Source organism: Klebsiella sp. M5al, from assembly GCF_002090195.1.
GTDB classification, from domain to species: domain Bacteria; phylum Pseudomonadota; class Gammaproteobacteria; order Enterobacterales; family Enterobacteriaceae; genus Klebsiella; species Klebsiella grimontii.
Genome location: NZ_CP020657.1, coordinates 3090316 through 3106683 on the forward strand (window position 1 = coordinate 3090316; position 16368 = coordinate 3106683).

The window sequence follows — 16368 nt, forward strand, 5'->3', positions numbered from 1 at the left end:
AAACCTGTTGTTGGGGCTAGTCTGGAATCACTTCATCTTTACGCAGGGTCAGAACCTCGAATCCCTCCGCGGTGACGGCGACGGTATGCTCCCACTGCGCGGACAGCTTTTTATCGCGGGTGACCACCGTCCAGCCGTCTTTTTTGGTTTTAATCCGGCTATCGCCCTGATTCACCATCGGTTCAATGGTAAACACCATCCCTTCCTTAAGTACGGCGCCGGTGCCGGGTATACCGTAATGCAGCACCTGAGGATCTTCATGCATCTCTCTCCCTACGCCGTGGCCGCAGTACTCCCTGACCACGCTATAGCCGTTGCCTTCGACATACGTCTGAATCGCATGGCCGATATCGCCCAGCGTCGCGCCCGGCCTGACAACCTTGATCCCTTTCCACATCGCTTCGTAAGTTTTCAGCACCAGCCGACGGGCCAGCGGCGAAACGTCGCCAATCAGGTACATTTTGCTGGAATCGGCAATCAGCCCCTCTTTTTCCAGCGTAATATCCACGTTCACAATCATGCCGGATTTCAGATGCTCGCTCTCCTTTGGCATACCGTGACAAACCACTTCGTTGATCGACGTATTCAGCACGTAGGGGAAATCATACTGCCCTTTGCTGGCCGGGCGTGAATGCAGATCGTTGACGATAAAATCCTCCACCCGGTTGTTGATGGCCATGGTGGAGATACCGGGCTGAATAAAGGTATCCAGCATGTCGAAAACCGAGGCCAACAGCTCGCCTGCGCGGCGCTGTCTGGCCAGTTCGTCCGCAGTCTTAATGGGAATTGATAGCATTGATCACCTCCAGCAAGCGGTCGGAGCCGGACTTCAGCATCATCAGCTTGATCTGCTGATGGTTAAGTTCGGGATAGAGTTCGCTCATCATACCCAGACGGATCCAGTACTCCGCCTGGGCGTTGACCGAACGCGACATCGCCTTGCTGGCATCACGAATATCGTCGTGCAGCAGGTCGGAAATTTTTACAATACCCATTTATACATACCATAACGTTTTATATATGTTTCGTATATTACGCCTCCCCGCTCAAGCTGACAACGTTTGCCGCTTTTGTTGCCAGCGCTACGGGTTGCTAACCTTAAGAGTCACTATCTGGATGTTCTGAGAGTCAACAACGGTGCCTTTTGTCGTCACAAAGGCGTTGTGGACAAAGTCCCCGCTCTCTTTATCCAGCAGGGCAATATGAGGCTCATCATGCAGGATATTTTTATGCCCCCACGCCATCAGGGAAAACAGGATCGGCGCCAGGCTGCGGCTTTTTGGCGTAAGAATATACTCATAACGTTCGCGCGCCCCTTCTTCCTGATAGGGCGTTTTGCTCAGTAAACCCAGCTCCGTCATTTTCTTTAACCGGTTTGCCAACGTCTGCTTAGGCATTTTTGTATGCGAGCGGATCGTTTCAAAGCGGGTCACGCCGTATAAAGCCTCTCTTAAAATCAACAAAACCCACTGATCTCCCAGGATTTCCGCTGCCGCAGAAAGCCCGCACAGCTCCGGTAGTAAGTACGTTACTGAATTATTTTTTGACATGTCCGCTTTCGCTCTCTAATCTGAGTATGAATTTTAGACCTAGATTATTAAGGAGAATACAATGCCCTTCGTCAATGTACAAACCATTAAAGGAATTATGAACCCGGAGCAAAAAAAAGAACTTTTACGCCGCATGACCGATCTGATTGTCGAAATCGAAGGGAAAGGCGATCCTGAATTTCGGCGTTCAGTCTGGGTGCGTATTGACGAGCATGAGCCGGAACAGTGGAGTCTGGGCGGTATTCAGCCCACGGCTGAAGCGATCGCGGCAAAATTTTCGTCGCCTAAGGCGTCATAACCTGATGGCGTTTTAACACGTCATACCTGCGGGAAATTGCGGACAACCTTGATGTCCGCTTTTACACCGCCCGTCTGGTGCTCAAAACGGCCATAAACCGACTCTCCGGGGCTTATTTTACGCAACATACCACGGTCGCATGATCCCACCATGGGTTCTCATTGACGTTCACCTCAAGCACATCAAAATGTTCATCGCGGATCTCGTCCAGGAGAGCCTGGAGCGGTCGCAGCGTACGCCAGGGTTGACCCTCTTTAAATAAATGATGGCGAATGGGATCGTAAGCGGCCACGTCTTCCGGGTGGCGAGGGGTTCCGCACATCGAACCGACGACAAACCGTCCTCCCGGCCTGAGCAATCTTCTGACTTCGGCAAAGCAAAGGTGGCGAGCTTCGTCAATCAGGCAATGCGTACAGCTGCCATCGATAATGAGCTCAAACGTCGCATCCTGGCACTGATGAATATGGCAGACATCCCCGACAAAAAATTGAGCCGCCAGCCCCGCTTGCTGAAAACGATTTTCTGCCCAGCGGATCGCGGTTGCGGACAAATCCATCCCCCACACGGAATAGCCTCGTTCAGCAAAGTACTGCGCTGCCATGGCGCCATTCCCGCACCCCAGCTCAAGGACTGGCGCTCCGGGTTGGGGAAAGTACTGCTGTAAATCAAGCCAGCTAAACACCCGCTCCTGTTGTTTCTTTGCCCTTAAGTAACCCTCGCCAGCCCAGGCGATGGCGCCATTTTCCAGCAGCTGGCGGTACATTTTTTCATAGGGATTCATCGTAAAGACGCCTTTTTCAGCAACAACACATGCCACTCTACTCCCTATCGCGCAAGAAGAGATCCCCCCGTTTTTAGCGACTCCCCGTTATCTTGGGCAGTAATTGCTCAATCACGCTGATAATGCTTCTGACCCGCTGCGGAATAAAGCGGGCGTCAGGGTAAACCGCATAGAGGAAGCGATCGGGTAATCGCCAGGCGGGTAAGACCGGCACCAGCCTGGCGGATTGTAAAGCGTTGGCCGCGAGGGGCAACTGCATGCCACCGATACCAATACCGGAATCCAGCGCCTGCAGCAGCGCTTCGCTGGTGTTAGCCCGAAACACGGTATTGACTTTCACATCGACCGTTTTATCACCCGAGACCAGCCGCAGCGGCGCGTCCTGCGCGATGCCGCTGAAACGTACGTGCGGATGGGCAGCCAGTTCGCTCACGCAATGCAGTTCTTTAAAACCCGGGGCGGCGAATAGCGCGGTTTCAATACGCGCCAGCACGCGCGCCGCATGCCCTTGAGGCGCTTCACTGCTTAACCGCAGCGCGACATCCACCCCTTCAGTAACCAGATCGGCAATGCGGTCATCAAGTGAAAGCGTCAGATGCAGCCCGGGGGTCATTTTCTGCAGCGCCAGCAGGTGCGGCAAAAAGATCTGTCCCAGGCCGCTCGGTAGCTGCACATGTACCCTGCCTTGCCGCTGACTCTCGCTGGGGTTTAAGCGCCTTTCAGCGTCGCGCATCGCTTCCAGCAAAAGCTGCATATCGCGCCGGTAGCTTTCCCCCTGCTCGGTCAACGCCATCGCCCGCGTCGTTCGATGCAGCAAGACCACCCCGAGCTCCTCCTCCAGCGCCGCGATCTGCTGGCTGACTGCGGATTGTTTCATCCCGCACTGGCGGGCCGCCGCCGAAAAAGATCCCGCTTCGACGACGCGCAGGAAGGTGGCAATGGCGTTGAGCTTATTATTCATTTAATGATTCTTCTTATAAGTACCATCGAATTTATGGGATATGCGTGAAAAAAATAATATATCACACTGCCTCCGTCCCCCCTTTGGAGAAGCAACGTGAATAAGAAACCGCAACCCAGGATCGCGCTGGTCGCCGGCGCCAGCGGCATTGTAGGCAGACAGTTAGTGAAAACGCTGTTGCGCCATCGGTGGGAGGTCATTGGCCTCAGCCGCCATGCCTCGCCTCACCCGGATGACATTCCCGTTATTAACGTCGATTTACGCGATGCGCGGGACAGCGCGCAGAAACTGCAATCGCTCAACGGCATCACCCACATTTTTTACAGCGCATGGGTGAACGCGGCGAACTGGACGGAAATGGTTGAACCGAACGTCGCCATGCTGCGCAATCTGGTCAGCAACATCGAGAAAACCTCACCGCTGCGCACGGTAAGCCTGATGCAGGGATATAAAGTTTATGGCGCGCATCTTGGTCCGTTCAAAACCCCGGCGCGAGAAAGCGATCCCGGCGTACCCGGGGCCGAATTTAATGCCGCTCAGCTCACGTGGCTCAGCCAGTTCCAGCGCGGAAAAACGTGGCGCTGGAGTGCGCTCAGGCCGGGCGTGGTCGGCAGCACGGTGCCCGGCAACGCCATGAATCTCGCGCTGAGCATCGCGCTCTACGCCTCGCTGTGTCGGGCGCAGAATTTACCGCTGCGCTTCCCCGGCTCGGAACAAACCTGGCGCAGTATCGTCGATCATACTGACGGCGGATTGCTGGCGGAGGCCACGCTGTGGGCCGCCACCTCGCCGCAGGCGGAAAATCAGGCGTTCAACGTCAATAACGGCGACCTCTGGCGCTGGTGCGAGCTGTGGCCGCGCATCGCGGACTGGTTTGAACTGCCTTCCGCGCCGCCGGTCAGGCTCTCCTTTCACCAGCTGTTTGTCGATTACCGCGCGCAGTGGCGCGAACTGGCCGGGCAGGATCTGGTGGAGGCGGATATTTTACGGCTGAACGACGGTACGTTTGCCGATTTCGTCTTTAGCTGGAACTACGACATGTTTGGCGATGGCAGCAAACTGCGCCGGGCGGGCTTCACGGACATGCAGGCCACCGACGACATGTTTTTCCGCCTGTTCGCGCAGCTGAGAGCCGCACGCGTTATCCCCTGAAACAGCATGCTTTTAACCGTCAGCCGGCGTCGCGCGAGCAACCTACGATTCAGTTTTTCGCCTCTTCCTCGCGCTTCGATACGCTGGCAAAAATCTGCCAGCCGATATTCTCGCCTGGGAGGCGGATTAACGCCCTTTTTCGATGGTGCAGGCCCACTGCTGGCTCATGCTGCTCTGGCTGGTGGCGATTTGCAGCGACAGGCTGGCGTCAAGGGTATGCGTGACGCTGTATTCAAGCACCACATCATTCAGATCGCGGGCCACCCGTTCAATGCGAAACAGCGGCGCTCCCGGTGTGATATTTAACAATCCCGCCGTGCGGCTATCGCAGCACACCGGCGTATAGCGCTCCGTGGCGTTGGCCGGCGAGTAGCCGAACGTTTCCCGCAGCTGCTTGTATAGCGATCGGCTGCCGTCCACGTGGCTGAGATCGTTGTAAATACGGCCATTAAGCCACGTCAGCACATGGCCAACCGGCCGATCGCCCTGCACTAACAACCGTTCCAGACGCATCAGCTGACAGCCTAAATCCAGCCCCATTTGCTCCGCCACCTGGCGGTCGGCCATAGTCGAAATCAGCGACAGTACTTCTACGGCTATCTCACCGGGCTCAGCAAAGCTCGTCAGTACGTCCGGGAGGTCGGTGTAGTATTTCTGCAGCGCATCGCGGTTGATAAACGTCCCTTTACCCTGCTCGCGGTACACCATGCCAATACTGGCCAGCGAATCTATCGCCTGTTTAATGGTGCCGCGCGCGACCTTGAACTCCCCGGCGAGCAGCAGTTCGCCCGGGAGCTTATCGTCATAGGTAAAAGAGAGGATCCGCTGCAGGATAACGTCTTTTATCCTTAAATAGAGAGGGAGTCCATCCGACTCAAACATACTTGTGCTCCAACTCAGAGGTAGTGTATCTGGCTCCTGTAAGCGCTCAGTATATCCTGATTTATCGCCTGATTACCGTCTATGTTTGCGCTGGCGAGAATGGGCGGCGTGCGCGCATTTTCCAACATGATTTCGCAAATACGTAATACCAGGCTGTTGGCGATAGCCGCGCCCATGATGGTAGAGAGCGGCGCGGCTTTCTGCGCCATCCCCGGCAGGCTCACCGCCGCATCGCCATACTCGCAGTGGTTATCAATGGTGATATCGGCAATATCCACCAGCAGTTTGCCGCTGGAGTGGCGAGAGGTCACGCGCGCCGCCGTCGCCAGGCTGGTAATCGCGATAACTTTTGCGCCGCAGGCTTTCGCCGCCAGCGCGACGTCAATGGTAATGGCATTCCGCCCGGAAACCGAGTGGATCAGCAGCGTATCGTCAGCCCTTAGCGGCGACTGCTCCACCAGTACCCGGCCGAGATTTTCCACATTTTCCACCGCGCTGGTGAGGGTTAATGGCCTGACGTTAAGCATCAGCGCAGGCGTGAAAAGCGGATTGATAATGGCCAGGCCGCCCGCCCGATAGCTCATCTCCTCCGCCAGAATTCCTGCGTGGCTGGCGCCAAAGACAAAGATGTTGCGCTGGGCCAGAATGCTTGCGGTCATGGTTTCCGCCGCCCGGGTGAGATCATCGGGGCGCTGCTCAAGCAAAGCCAGCTTCTGGCGGATCTGGCGGTAGTACTGTTTCAGTGCCTGACTCATAGACTTCCTCCCGATATCAGAACGTCAGCATGCGGGTTAAAAGATGAATGACCGGCGCGAGGACAAACATATCGCTGTCGCCCGCCCACAGCGCGGTATCCGGGATCGTGCTGTCGATAAAGCCGGTGACGCAGAAATACTGCCCCCAGGCGACCACGGTGGAGGTGATAAACCCCGCCAGCAGCGCGCCTTTATAGCCTCCGGTAATATTGCCGAAGACCCCCGCCGTCCCGGCGTGAAAGAAAATCACGATCATGCTGGGAATAAAGACGTAGCCGGTATAGCGGCCTATCAGGGTCAGCCACAGCAGCGAGCCAACAAACGCGCCGACAAACCCCAGCACCACCGCGTTTGGCGCAAAGTTGAACAGTATCGGGCAGTCGAGCGCCGGTTTTGCGCCGGGGACCAGCCGCGAGCCGATGCCGTTAAACGCCGGCACCATTTCGCCAATAAACATCCGTACGCCGAGCAGCACCACGGCGATGCCGCCGGTAAACATCAGCGATTGTTTGAGGGCATAAATGTAGAAGCTCAGATCGCCGGATTGCGCCAGGATCTCCGCGGCTTTCGGCGTACCTTTTATCTGCAGAATAAAGGTGCCAATAAAGAACAACAGCGCCATGGTTAACGCGGTCACCACGTTGGAATCGCGCAAAAAACCGAGCTTTTTAGGAACTTTAATATCCTCGGAGCTGATTTTGTTGCGGGCAAATATCTGGCCGAAAATCGCCCCCAGCAGCGCGACCGAGGCGGAAGTATGCCCCAGGGCCACGTTGTCGTTACCGGTGATTTTCCGCACCCAGGGCTGAACCAGCGCGGGCTGTAAGGTCCAGTACACGCCCATAATAACCGTCAGCATCAGCGTCAGCTGTACTGCGGAAATAGCGGGCGCGGTGTTCACCATCACCCCGGCAAAGATCATCGTGGTCCAGAACATCATATGTCCGGTCAGGTAGATGTACTTAAAGCGCGTCAGCCGGGCCAGCAGCAAATTAATGGCGAATCCGCCGGCAATGGCGATGGTCACGCTGCTGCCGTAGCGTTCGCTGAAGCGCGCCTGGCCGATAATATTGGTCAGGTTCATCGAGCTCAGCCCGAAGACTTCGGTCCATATCGGTTGAAATATCAACAGCGCGGAGACGATAATCCCGGCCCCCGCGCCGATGATCAGAAAGCCCAGGATCCCCTTCAGCGTGCCGGACACAATATCCGCCAGCGATTTCTTTTGCAGCACCAGGCCGAGCAAGACAATCAGGCCAATTAAAATCGACGCTTCACCAAAGATATTGATGGTTATCCAGCGCAGTACGCCAAGAAACTCGCTCATGATGGCTCTCCCGCGGGCAGAATGTTCGCCTGCGTCAGCGCCGCGGTGATTTCCGCGTTGTCGATATAATTGTTCACCACCACCACCGGGCAGGACAGATGCTTAAGGTTATCTACCAGTTCCGCGTTGGTTATCACCACATCGGCGTTGGCCGACGCGGCGGAAGAGACATCCATATGTTCCACGGAGGCCTGAATCCCGTGCTGTTTTAATACCGCCTCAACGTTCATTTTTAAAATCAGGCTGGAGCCCATACCTAAACCACAGACTGTCAGAATTTTCATCGCTATTCACTCCGTGTTAATCACGCTACAAACGCTGCGAGCCGCTGGCTAACAGCCGATAAAGTTGTTCTGGGTCGCGAGAATGCATCAGGGTATGCAGGTTATTTTCATCGCTGAGTACGGTGACGATATGCTGGATAAGGCGGATATGCGCATCGCTGCTGGTTGCCGACAGGCCCAGCACCACCTGCACCGGATCGTTTTCCGCATGACCAAACGCCAGCGGTTCGCGCAGCCTGATCGCGCTGATCTGCGCTTTCATCGCCCCCTGTTCCGGGCGGGCATGCGGCAGGGCCAGCCCGGGGGCAATGACAAAATACGGGCCCAGCTCGCGGTAGCTATCGACCATTGCCTGGACGTATTGCGGGCTGCAGGCTCCCGCGCGGCACAGCGCGTTCCCCGCCTCGCGGATGGCCTCTTCCGGGCTGTTGGCCGCACAGTCGACGTTTATTGCCTGACGCTCAATCATGAGAGGCTCCTTGCGCTAAATGCTGGCGGATGGAAACCAGCGTGGTCTCCAGCGCCCGCTGGACAAACGCGCGCCCTTTCTCTTCGCTGGCGGCAGTCGGATCGCCCAGCACCGCATAATCAGAGAACGCGGTCCAGGGTATCGGCTGATAACGAAAATTCTGCGGAAAATCAGGATAGTGTTGCCGAGCTTTTGTCATGTTGACGAATTCCGGCGCCAGCGCCAGCATCAATGAGGTCTCGACTTCGTCGGCATGCATATAACCGGGATAAGCCACCGCCGAGGTTTGCCGCTTTTTTACCTCCTCATCCATCCCCGCCCAGCTGTAGCCAAGTAGCGTGATGCCCTGCTCCTTAAGCTGACGGGAAGCGGCTTTAATGGCGTCGAAATTACCGTAATGCGCGTTAATCACCGCCGTGGTGGTGATACCGTAGCTGGCCATGTTTTCCGCCAGCGACACCAGCAGCGAGGTCAGCCGCTCATTACCGATATCAATCGCGCCCGCGTGGCCGCGCAGGGACCAGACCTGGCTGTAGGAAACGACCGGCAGGCTCAGGGCGCACTCGCCCAGCTGGTCATCAAGCAGCGCGCAGAACCGCTCGGCCAGCAGGTTATCGGTATCCAGCGGCAGGTGGTCGCCGTGCGGTTCGACGGCGCCGAGCGGCAATAAGGCTATCCGCGCCTTTTGTAGCGCCCGCCTGGCCTCGCGTTCGTTTAAATGATGCAGCTTCATGACGCCTCCTCAGGCAAAAGCGAGGTAACGAGCCGGGTTGTCGACGAAAAAATCGTGCAGCAGCGCTTCGCCGTCAAATCCGGCTTCCCGCGCCTCTTCAAGGAACCTTGGCCGCCAGTCGTTAAGGATGAACTTCAGCCCCAGCCCCCCCTTGCCGTAGTGCGCGCTCATTGATTTACGGGCAAAATCACCGCCGATTAAGATCTGTTTTTGATAACCCCGCTGGCACAGCGCCAGGATGGCCTGGGTGCGGATATGCTCAGGGTGGTATTTGATGCGGCTGATACCGTCGAAAGAGAGAAACGCCCCGGTGTTGGCGATCTGACGGTGCAGCCAGGGATCGGGGTTGCGATCCATATGAGCAAAACATAAGCGGGATAAATCCAGCCCCCATTTTTTGAAGATCCGCGCCTGCTCGAGTCCCATCGTCCCCATTTCCGTATGGCTGTGCATTGGCGCGCCGGTGCGCTGCTGGGCGCGAACGATAACCTCCATGGTTTTTTCTTCCAGCGGGGAAATGGTGTTGTAGCCGGTGCCGCACTTCACCACGCCGGCCCGATGCGCGGTGCCCTCTATTCCCTCTGTGACCTCGCGACAGACGTGCTCAACCAGTTCATCAATCTCTGAATGTTCGATCCACTCGGCAAAAGTCTGCGCTGAGCCTGGCCGCTTGCTGCTCCAGAGAAAACCTTTGTTGAAACCGGCGGTGGCGATGATGTGCAGCTGCTGGCGCTGCGCCATGGCGGCGACGGCTGCGGCCTGACGACCATAGTCCGGCGCGGTGGCGTCATAGATGGCGCGGCCGCCCGCCTCACGAAAATCGCTTAATTCACGCTCTGATGCCTGTGGATCGTCGAGTAACAGATCGTCATCCTGACGCTCGGCCCAATAGGGCGGAATACAGTAGATATGGTCGTGGCTGTAGGTGACACCCAGCTGATGAGCGGAAATATCCCCGTTTAACGTTCGAATGATGCCCATGTTACTTACTCCCCGGAACGGATAAGAAGGTGCTTTCAACATAGGCCCGCCCCACTTGACCAGTCAAGTGATCAAGTTCGCATCGGTCATATAAAATTTCTATCTGTGAGGGCGGTAGATATTTAAAACGCGATAACGACGCAGTACACCGGTGACTTTCAGGCAACAGAAATAATATCTGTAAGAGGATCGTGCCGGGGACGATAAAGTGACGTTGTCACATATAAACGCTTCAAAGGGAATACCGCTGCTTATGGAAAAAAACGCTTTCCCCACAAGAGGGTGACGCATTTTATTTATTATAAACAATATGTTACATAAATAATCAGCACACTTCATCTCAGGCTAATAATCAACATCATTGATTAAAATGTTTAATTGAATGAATCGATAAAAAGAGTATTGTTAAAAACAATGATGAGCGGAGATAAATAAATGTTACGTGATTTTTTGAAGGTAGAAAAAGAAGATCGTCTGGTCGAACAACAGGACGCCAGCAGCGATAAAGTTAATTCAACGGACGTCACCGAATGGATTATTGTGAATAAAAATGGCGATAAAAAAGGCCGGGTGGCGTTATTCAATCAATTTACCACCCGTCGTTCCTATTGCGTGAATTACCGCATCACCCAGTTTGATAATAGCGGCAACGTGGTTGTCGACCGGCTGGCGGAATCAATCTGATCCCGGGAAACGTTATCACGCCGGTGTCCCGCGCCTTTAGCCCGGGCCGTCGCTGGCGGCGGCCAGCAGCGGCACAATCACATCGCTGAGCGGCGTGGGGATATGGTGAATACGACCATATCGCTGCACGACCCCGTTGCGAATATCCCACTCCAGCGGCAGCCCGGCCTCGCGATCCGTAAGTATTGAAGTGCTTAAATCCGGGGGCGCGCGATGGAAACCGGCGAGAATTTCCTGCGGCACGCCGTCGCCCAGGCTGGCGCCTGCGGCGCGCGCCACCGTCAGCCCCTCCTGCAGATAGGCTAAAGCCAGCGCCGTGATATCTTCGCGGGCAAACATCCCTGCCCGCCTCCCCGTCAGCACCATCAGACCAGCGACCGCATTTTGCAGAAGTTTCCGCCACGCAACGGAGAGGAAATCAGCGCTAACGTCCACTTCACAGCGGGTGTCCCGTAGCGCATGCTTCACCCGTTCAGCCCCCTGGACATCGGGCAGCGTCAGCCGCGGTTTCGCCCGCAGCCAGACTGACGCCTCGGGTTCACGCTGCGCCGGGAACCAGACGACCGATGGCAGCACGGTCGCTTCCGCTACGTACGGTGCGAACTGCGTCTTTTGTTCAACGCCGTTCTGGAGCACGCAGACAACCGTGCGATCGTGGCATAGCGCTTTCAACCACGGCGCAATCGCCGTAATTTGCGTCGCTTTTACCGCCACAAAGACCAGGTCGAACGGCGCGACGACCGATGCCGGTTCCGTCACGACGGGCCCCGGCACCACAATCTTCCCGCCATCGAAACGCAGCGACAGCTGCGGATGCGCGCGGCGACCGCATACCAGAGGCGTACGGCCAACCTCGTGCAGCGCAGCGGCGATGGTGGTACCGATTGCGCCCGGGCCTACCAGCGCAATGGTGGGTTCTTCAACTGTCATCTATGCCTCCAGGCCGCTTCCGGCCCCTGAGATTCAATGGGTATGTAACATAAACGCGACTTCGTTCGCATTACCATTTTATTCATATGGGTAATCTGAATGTGTGTGTCAGCGTACACACTTATCACCATCAACAAGGAAGGTACATGTTTCCAGAATACAGAGAGCTAATTTCTCGATTGAAAACCACGCACCCGCGCTTTCAGTCGCTATTCGAAAAACATAATGCACTCGATCACGACATTTCCCGCATAGAAGGAGTCGATGGCAAAGGATACAGTCTCGAGCTCGTACATATGAAGAAAGAAAAACTTCTGTTGAAGGATGAAATGCTGAAAATCCTCCAGCATGAAAGCCTGAATCAGGCCTGAAGTGTGTGATAAGGCCGCCGGATGGCGGCCTTTCTTATCCCGCAGCTACGCGCGGATAAACGCCAGCAGATCGGCGTTAATGACATCGGCGTGCGAGGTATGCATACCGTGCGGAAAGCCGGGGTAAATTTTTAGCTGGCTGTTCGGCAGCAGCTTATCCTGCAGAATGGCGGCGTTTTGATAAGGCACAACCTGATCGTCATCGCCCTGCATCACCAGCACCGGTAGCGTAATGGCTTTTAAATCCTCGGTCTGGTCCGTTTCAGAAAACGCCTTAATCCCATCATAATGCGCCTTCGCGCTGCCGGTCATTCCCTGACGCCACCAGTTCTGAATGGTGCCCTGCGACACCTCCGCGCCATCGCGGTTAAAGCCGTAGAACGGCCCGGACGCCACGTCGAGATAAAACTGTGAGCGGTTGGCGGCCAGCGCTTTGCGAAAACCATCAAATACCTCGATTGGCGTACCGCCAGGATTACTCTCCGTTTTTACCATCAGCGGCGGAACCGCGCTGATCAGCACCGCTTTGGCCACACGCCCCTGCGGCTGACCATACTGCGCAACGTAGCGCGCAACCTGCCCGCCGCCGGTAGAATGGCCGATATGCACGGCGTTATGCAGATCCAGATGTTCCGCCACCGCCGAAGCATCGGCGGCATAATGGTCCATATCATGACCTTCACTTACCTGATCGGAACGACCGTGACCGCGTCGGTCAATCGCAATCACCCGGAAGCCTTCTGCCAGGAAAAACAGCATCTGGTTATCCCAATCATCGGCGCTCAACGGCCAGCCGTGATGAAATACGATCGGCTGCGCCTCCTTCGGGCCCCAGTCTTTAAAGAAAATATTGACGCCGTCTTTGGTTGTCACAAATGCCATGTTACAAACTCCTCTATTGAGAAAACAAGGCTGCGGGCCTGACGCCTGCAGTTAGTCGGGGGTAAAGGCTGGATGTTCTGTCCGATGACGATAGTGTCTCGTTAGGTTTGAAAACGACCTGGCTGGAAAAGTGTAGATGATTTTCGCCGATGCGGGAGGCGCGGTTGGCAGATAATCCTCAGCGGGCGGCAATGGCTACGGCAGAATGGGATATCGCAACGCAATGAAACTGTCCAGAACCTGGACAGTTTCATTCATCATGCTGAAGTGAAATAACGATCTGTTTATTTAACGCGCTATGCCTACTCAACATACCGGCTGATGGTCACCGTCGCTGTGCCCGGCTGGTCAAGCGATTTAAGCCCCTCGACCACTCGGCCAAGCTTTATCAGCCCGGACGATTGGCGAAAATTCTCGCGAAAAATGGCCAGATTGCCCCACGGCGCGTAATAGGCGATGTCGCCGCGCCGTGGGGTTAGCGATGCGCCAGGATCCGCCTGGCGCAATTTAGCCGGCAGCCAGGCGATTTTTTCCGTGGAACCATAATCCTCAAGCTTCACCGTCATCGGCAGCTGTGCCAGGAACTCATTAGCCGCTGCGCTCTCATCCAGCAAACCGACTACCGTCGTTGCGTTAAACGCAAACTGAATCTTCACTCCGTTCTCCTGCCCGGCAGAGAATGCCGCGCCCGTTGTTGCCATAAAAATGATTAGCGTGGCGCTAAGAGAGTTGAACATCCGCTCACCCTGCCAGGCCGCGAGCGCGCAGGACTTCACTGACCACCGCTACCGCCGAAAAGGCGTTTGGCCAGCCGGCATAGAAAGCGGCATGCGCAACGACCTCTCCCGCCTCTTCCGCGGTGAGGCCGTTATCCATCGCCCGGTTAAGGTGGTAGCCAATTTGCGCGCTTTGCCCGGCGGCAATCAGCGCGCTGACCGTCACCAGGCTGCGGTCGCGCGGCTTCAGCCCCGGGCGCTGCCACAGGTCAAGAAACAGCGGTTGCGTTGTGAACTTTACCAGCCCGGGGGAAATCGCGCCGACGTTCTGCTCTACCGTTGTTGAGCGCTGCTTTTCCATCTCCTGATTAAGAGGAAGCAGCTCCGGGGACGCCGAAGCCAGCTGCTCGCGGCCAATACCGCGCGCGATAAAAATATCTTTCGTCACCGCAACGGCGGACATCGCGTTAGGCCAGCCGGAATAAAAAGCCAGATGAGTAACGATCTCGGAGATTTCAGCCGCTGTGACCCCATTATCCAGGGCAACGTCAACGTAATGTTTTAGCTCCGCGGGCTGGTGACGGGCGATAAGGATCGCTACGGTCACGATGCTGCGATCGCGGCGCGAGAGTTCATTTCGCGCCCAGAGGTCCTCTGTCAACACCTCGCTGCCGAAACGGGCAAGCGCGGGCGCGACGGATTGAACATCTTCAACGGACAACTGGGTTGGGCTAAATGGAGCCATTTTTTCACCTCTTTTTTCTTCAGCCAGGACGGGAGCGCCCAGCATCAACGACATGGCGGCAGCGGTAATAAAAGCTTTCACGATAAATTCCTCATCGGCATATTAATTCGTCAACCTTTCCACCAGCTGGCGCTGGTACTCAGGAAGCCGGCGGCGGCTGGCATTCTCAAAAGCCAGCGGGGGAAGCCAGGTCATGCCCGCATGCAGCGCGCTGGCCTTCATCGGCGTAAAGACGTCGGCCAGGCTGACGCCGATCCGCCCGGACTCGCCGTAGGTGGATTCACCTCCCGCGGCCGTCGTCACGATCATCATCTCTTTGCCCTGCCATATCCCCGGCCCCACGCTACCCCAGGTATCGTTCAGCCAGGCCTTCATCATCGGCGTGATGTTGAACCAGTGGGTCGGGAAAATAAAAACGACGCGCGCGTGTTCCCGCATAAGCCGTCGCTCTTCATCGGCATTGATGTTTCGGCTGTCAAAGCCGTAAAGCGCCTCGAGATTGCGTACGGTCACGCCGGGCACGCTTCGCGCAGCCTCCTCCAGACCTTTGGTCATGACCGATTGTTCAGGATAAGGATGGGAGACAATAACCAGCGTGTTAGCCTCGGCGGCACGGCTGGTAGGGGTAAAGCTAAACAGAAACGCGGTGACGGCCAAAAGCCAGAACAGACCGGGAATACAGCGGTGCGAATAGTTCATCAAGCTCTCCTTCTCTTTTGCCACAGGTTAAGGCGCGGAATAAGAAGGAGCCAGCCCTCGCTATCGAATGGGGCTGTGAGTTATTTTCATCAATCGGGCTACAGACCGAGCGGCTTCATTTCCCGCACAAGGGAGATTAACAGGCGCAGCCCGGTGGGAAGCTGATGACGGCTGGAGTAATAGATATAGAATCCCGGTCCGTATGAGGCCCAGTCGGTCAGCACCAGACGCAGGCGCCCGGCGCTGACGTGCTCTGCTATCAGCGGTTCCGGCAGGTACATCAGGCCGAACCCCTGCAGAATGGCCACTACGCCCGTCTCCGCCAGATCGACCGTTAACAGCGGCGGCACTTTGACGGTGAGCTGCTCTTCGCCGCGTTCAAACTCCCATTTATAAATCCGGTTGTTTCCCAGACGATTGCTGACGCAGCGGTGCTGGTGAAGATCGTTGGGATGCCGGGGTTCGCCAAAGCGGGCAAGATATTCCGGCGACGCCGCGACCACCCAGCGCACATCGGCGGACAGGCGCTGCGCCACCATATCTTCCGGCACGGTTCCGCCATAGCGGATCCCGGCGTCGAAGCGCTGTTCCGTGACGTCGACAATGCGATTGCTGGCCACGATATCCAGCTCAATATCGGGATAACGTTCGGCAAAAACCGGCAGTACCGGAGCCAGCAGCAGCGTGGCGGCCTCAACGGCGACGTTAAGCCGAATATGCCCCGCCGGCGAATCGCGGAACTGGTTGAGCTGTTCCATCGCGGCATCGATGGAGGCGACCGGCTCGCTTACCGCGCTGGCCAGGCTCTCGCCTGCCGCCGTCAGGGTGACGCTTTTGCTCGTGCGGTTCAGCAGGCGTACGCCCAGCCGCGCCTCAAACCCCTTCAGGGCGTGGCTTAGGGTCGAGGCACTCACCCCAAGTTCGACGGCAGCCTTACTAAAACTATGATGGCGCGCGATGGCGCAAAAATAGATAAGGTCGGCCATATCGGCACGGTTCACATTCATACGGCCTCGCTAACGGGGTAAAAGATAAGCTAAAAAAATAACGGTACCTTGATGTCATGCCGCATCGTGGCGATCGTCCGCGAAGGAAAATCAAAGACCTTAATGCACGAGCAACCTGCCGTGCGGTAGGTTTATACTACAGGCTTCAGCCCTGATAAACT

General features: G+C 56.3%; 22 protein-coding genes. 4 read left to right on the plus strand and 18 right to left on the minus strand.

Annotated features, from left to right (window positions below):
- Positions 1 to 16: 16 nt before the first annotated feature.
- The 3 genes from map to BWI76_RS14725 all read right to left on the minus strand — a co-directional run bounded on the left by map (position 17) and on the right by BWI76_RS14725 (position 1550).
- Positions 17 to 796, minus strand: coding sequence for a type I methionyl aminopeptidase (map, locus tag BWI76_RS14715; RefSeq protein ID WP_004136403.1), 780 nt, complete (start codon positions 794 to 796; stop codon positions 17 to 19).
- On the minus strand, positions 777 to 995 hold the full coding sequence (locus tag BWI76_RS14720) for a ParD-like family protein (RefSeq protein ID WP_004102160.1): 219 nt from the start codon (positions 993 to 995) through the stop codon (positions 777 to 779). Before BWI76_RS14720 ends, map begins: the two co-directional genes overlap by 20 nt.
- Before the next feature lie 87 nt (positions 996 to 1082).
- Complete coding sequence (locus tag BWI76_RS14725) at positions 1083 to 1550, minus strand: winged helix-turn-helix transcriptional regulator (RefSeq protein WP_004136401.1); 468 nt, start codon at positions 1548 to 1550, stop codon at positions 1083 to 1085.
- Positions 1551 to 1611: 61 nt separating this feature from the next.
- Between BWI76_RS14725 and BWI76_RS14730 the strand changes: the two genes are divergently transcribed.
- Positions 1612 to 1848, plus strand: a complete 237-nt coding sequence (locus BWI76_RS14730) for a tautomerase family protein (RefSeq protein WP_004136398.1) — start codon at positions 1612 to 1614, stop codon at positions 1846 to 1848.
- Between the two features lie 112 nt (positions 1849 to 1960).
- Here BWI76_RS14730 and BWI76_RS14735 read toward each other — a convergent pair whose 3' ends face one another.
- Together BWI76_RS14735 and BWI76_RS14740 are read right to left on the minus strand one after the other, a co-directional pair.
- Positions 1961 to 2629, minus strand: a complete 669-nt coding sequence (locus BWI76_RS14735; RefSeq protein WP_004136396.1) for a class I SAM-dependent methyltransferase — start codon at positions 2627 to 2629, stop codon at positions 1961 to 1963.
- A gap of 73 nt (positions 2630 to 2702) precedes the next feature.
- Positions 2703 to 3590: a LysR family transcriptional regulator gene (locus tag BWI76_RS14740; RefSeq protein WP_064371773.1), complete on the minus strand. Its 888-nt coding sequence runs from the start codon at positions 3588 to 3590 to the stop codon at positions 2703 to 2705.
- Positions 3591 to 3686: 96 nt separating this feature from the next.
- Between BWI76_RS14740 and BWI76_RS14745 the strand changes: the two genes are divergently transcribed.
- Positions 3687 to 4742 carry an SDR family oxidoreductase gene (locus BWI76_RS14745; protein WP_004136392.1) on the plus strand — a complete coding sequence of 352 codons (1056 nt, stop codon included), beginning with the start codon at positions 3687 to 3689 and terminating at the stop codon, positions 4740 to 4742.
- Positions 4743 to 4868: 126 nt separating this feature from the next.
- Here the strand turns inward: BWI76_RS14745 and BWI76_RS14750 are convergent, their stop codons facing one another.
- The 7 genes from BWI76_RS14750 to BWI76_RS14780 are packed head-to-tail and all read right to left on the minus strand — an operon-like array spanning position 4869 to position 10173.
- On the minus strand, positions 4869 to 5624 hold the full coding sequence (locus tag BWI76_RS14750) for a GntR family transcriptional regulator (RefSeq protein ID WP_004136390.1): 756 nt from the start codon (positions 5622 to 5624) through the stop codon (positions 4869 to 4871).
- A 14-nt stretch (positions 5625 to 5638) separates the two neighbouring features.
- Positions 5639 to 6379 (minus strand): sugar isomerase domain-containing protein, encoded by a 741-nt coding sequence (locus BWI76_RS14755; protein ID WP_004136388.1) that lies wholly within the window; start codon positions 6377 to 6379, stop codon positions 5639 to 5641.
- A 16-nt stretch (positions 6380 to 6395) separates the two neighbouring features.
- Complete coding sequence (locus BWI76_RS14760; protein ID WP_049089761.1) at positions 6396 to 7706, minus strand: PTS ascorbate transporter subunit IIC; 1311 nt, start codon at positions 7704 to 7706, stop codon at positions 6396 to 6398.
- Positions 7703 to 7990, minus strand: coding sequence for a PTS sugar transporter subunit IIB (locus tag BWI76_RS14765; protein ID WP_004136384.1), 288 nt, complete (start codon positions 7988 to 7990; stop codon positions 7703 to 7705). The genes BWI76_RS14760 and BWI76_RS14765 overlap by 4 nt, the downstream gene beginning before the upstream one ends.
- A 25-nt stretch (positions 7991 to 8015) precedes the next feature.
- Positions 8016 to 8459, minus strand: a complete 444-nt coding sequence (locus BWI76_RS14770; RefSeq protein WP_004136382.1) for a PTS sugar transporter subunit IIA — start codon at positions 8457 to 8459, stop codon at positions 8016 to 8018.
- Complete coding sequence (locus BWI76_RS14775; RefSeq protein WP_024358126.1) at positions 8452 to 9192, minus strand: creatininase family protein; 741 nt, start codon at positions 9190 to 9192, stop codon at positions 8452 to 8454. The genes BWI76_RS14770 and BWI76_RS14775 overlap by 8 nt, the downstream gene beginning before the upstream one ends.
- A 9-nt stretch (positions 9193 to 9201) precedes the next feature.
- Positions 9202 to 10173, minus strand: a complete 972-nt coding sequence (locus BWI76_RS14780; RefSeq protein WP_024358125.1) for a phosphotriesterase — start codon at positions 10171 to 10173, stop codon at positions 9202 to 9204.
- A 435-nt stretch (positions 10174 to 10608) separates the two neighbouring features.
- Here BWI76_RS14780 and BWI76_RS14785 point away from each other — a divergent pair, with 435 nt between their 5' ends.
- Positions 10609 to 10857 (plus strand): hypothetical protein, encoded by a 249-nt coding sequence (locus BWI76_RS14785; protein ID WP_004136375.1) that lies wholly within the window; start codon positions 10609 to 10611, stop codon positions 10855 to 10857.
- Positions 10858 to 10893: 36 nt separating this feature from the next.
- Here BWI76_RS14785 and BWI76_RS14790 read toward each other — a convergent pair whose 3' ends face one another.
- A complete protein-coding gene (locus tag BWI76_RS14790) occupies positions 10894 to 11787 on the minus strand; it encodes an oxidoreductase (RefSeq protein ID WP_049100428.1) in 894 nt (297 codons plus the stop codon).
- Positions 11788 to 11933: 146 nt separating this feature from the next.
- On the opposite strand from BWI76_RS14790, the gene BWI76_RS14795 reads away from it, so the two are divergent.
- Positions 11934 to 12158, plus strand: coding sequence for a YdcH family protein (locus BWI76_RS14795; RefSeq protein ID WP_004136373.1), 225 nt, complete (start codon positions 11934 to 11936; stop codon positions 12156 to 12158).
- A 45-nt stretch (positions 12159 to 12203) separates the two neighbouring features.
- On the opposite strand, the gene BWI76_RS14800 is transcribed toward BWI76_RS14795, so the two are convergent.
- The 5 genes from BWI76_RS14800 to BWI76_RS14820 all read right to left on the minus strand — a co-directional run bounded on the left by BWI76_RS14800 (position 12204) and on the right by BWI76_RS14820 (position 16207).
- On the minus strand, positions 12204 to 13040 hold the full coding sequence (locus tag BWI76_RS14800; protein WP_004136371.1) for an alpha/beta fold hydrolase: 837 nt from the start codon (positions 13038 to 13040) through the stop codon (positions 12204 to 12206).
- Between the two features lie 302 nt (positions 13041 to 13342).
- The gene (locus BWI76_RS14805; RefSeq protein WP_004136369.1) at positions 13343 to 13777 is read right to left on the minus strand and encodes a cyclophilin-like fold protein; all 435 of its coding nucleotides are present in this window, start codon (positions 13775 to 13777) and stop codon (positions 13343 to 13345) included.
- Between the two features lie 4 nt (positions 13778 to 13781).
- Positions 13782 to 14582: a carboxymuconolactone decarboxylase family protein gene (locus tag BWI76_RS14810; RefSeq protein ID WP_004136367.1), complete on the minus strand. Its 801-nt coding sequence runs from the start codon at positions 14580 to 14582 to the stop codon at positions 13782 to 13784.
- Between the two features lie 21 nt (positions 14583 to 14603).
- The gene (locus tag BWI76_RS14815; RefSeq protein WP_004136365.1) at positions 14604 to 15200 is read right to left on the minus strand and encodes an NAD(P)H-dependent oxidoreductase; all 597 of its coding nucleotides are present in this window, start codon (positions 15198 to 15200) and stop codon (positions 14604 to 14606) included.
- 98 nt (positions 15201 to 15298) lie between these two features.
- Positions 15299 to 16207 carry a LysR family transcriptional regulator gene (locus tag BWI76_RS14820; protein ID WP_004136364.1) on the minus strand — a complete coding sequence of 303 codons (909 nt, stop codon included), beginning with the start codon at positions 16205 to 16207 and terminating at the stop codon, positions 15299 to 15301.
- Positions 16208 to 16368 lie beyond the last annotated feature (161 nt).

Coding starts and splice junctions, on each gene's coding strand:
- map (WP_004136403.1), bottom strand. CDS start 796: ATGCTATCAATTCCCATTAAGACTGCGGACGAACTGGCCAGACAGCGC.
- BWI76_RS14720 (WP_004102160.1), bottom strand. CDS start 995: ATGGGTATTGTAAAAATTTCCGACCTGCTGCACGACGATATTCGTGAT.
- BWI76_RS14725 (WP_004136401.1), bottom strand. CDS start 1,550: ATGTCAAAAAATAATTCAGTAACGTACTTACTACCGGAGCTGTGCGGG.
- BWI76_RS14730 (WP_004136398.1), top strand. CDS start 1,612: ATGCCCTTCGTCAATGTACAAACCATTAAAGGAATTATGAACCCGGAG.
- BWI76_RS14735 (WP_004136396.1), bottom strand. CDS start 2,629: ATGAATCCCTATGAAAAAATGTACCGCCAGCTGCTGGAAAATGGCGCC.
- BWI76_RS14740 (WP_064371773.1), bottom strand. CDS start 3,590: ATGAATAATAAGCTCAACGCCATTGCCACCTTCCTGCGCGTCGTCGAA.
- BWI76_RS14750 (WP_004136390.1), bottom strand. CDS start 5,624: ATGTTTGAGTCGGATGGACTCCCTCTCTATTTAAGGATAAAAGACGTT.
- BWI76_RS14755 (WP_004136388.1), bottom strand. CDS start 6,379: ATGAGTCAGGCACTGAAACAGTACTACCGCCAGATCCGCCAGAAGCTG.
- BWI76_RS14760 (WP_049089761.1), bottom strand. CDS start 7,706: ATGAGCGAGTTTCTTGGCGTACTGCGCTGGATAACCATCAATATCTTT.
- BWI76_RS14765 (WP_004136384.1), bottom strand. CDS start 7,990: ATGAAAATTCTGACAGTCTGTGGTTTAGGTATGGGCTCCAGCCTGATT.
- BWI76_RS14770 (WP_004136382.1), bottom strand. CDS start 8,459: ATGATTGAGCGTCAGGCAATAAACGTCGACTGTGCGGCCAACAGCCCG.
- BWI76_RS14775 (WP_024358126.1), bottom strand. CDS start 9,192: ATGAAGCTGCATCATTTAAACGAACGCGAGGCCAGGCGGGCGCTACAA.
- BWI76_RS14780 (WP_024358125.1), bottom strand. CDS start 10,173: ATGGGCATCATTCGAACGTTAAACGGGGATATTTCCGCTCATCAGCTG.
- BWI76_RS14785 (WP_004136375.1), top strand. CDS start 10,609: ATGTTACGTGATTTTTTGAAGGTAGAAAAAGAAGATCGTCTGGTCGAA.
- BWI76_RS14790 (WP_049100428.1), bottom strand. CDS start 11,787: ATGACAGTTGAAGAACCCACCATTGCGCTGGTAGGCCCGGGCGCAATC.
- BWI76_RS14795 (WP_004136373.1), top strand. CDS start 11,934: ATGTTTCCAGAATACAGAGAGCTAATTTCTCGATTGAAAACCACGCAC.
- BWI76_RS14800 (WP_004136371.1), bottom strand. CDS start 13,040: ATGGCATTTGTGACAACCAAAGACGGCGTCAATATTTTCTTTAAAGAC.
- BWI76_RS14805 (WP_004136369.1), bottom strand. CDS start 13,777: ATGTTCAACTCTCTTAGCGCCACGCTAATCATTTTTATGGCAACAACG.
- BWI76_RS14815 (WP_004136365.1), bottom strand. CDS start 15,200: ATGAACTATTCGCACCGCTGTATTCCCGGTCTGTTCTGGCTTTTGGCC.
- BWI76_RS14820 (WP_004136364.1), bottom strand. CDS start 16,207: ATGAATGTGAACCGTGCCGATATGGCCGACCTTATCTATTTTTGCGCC.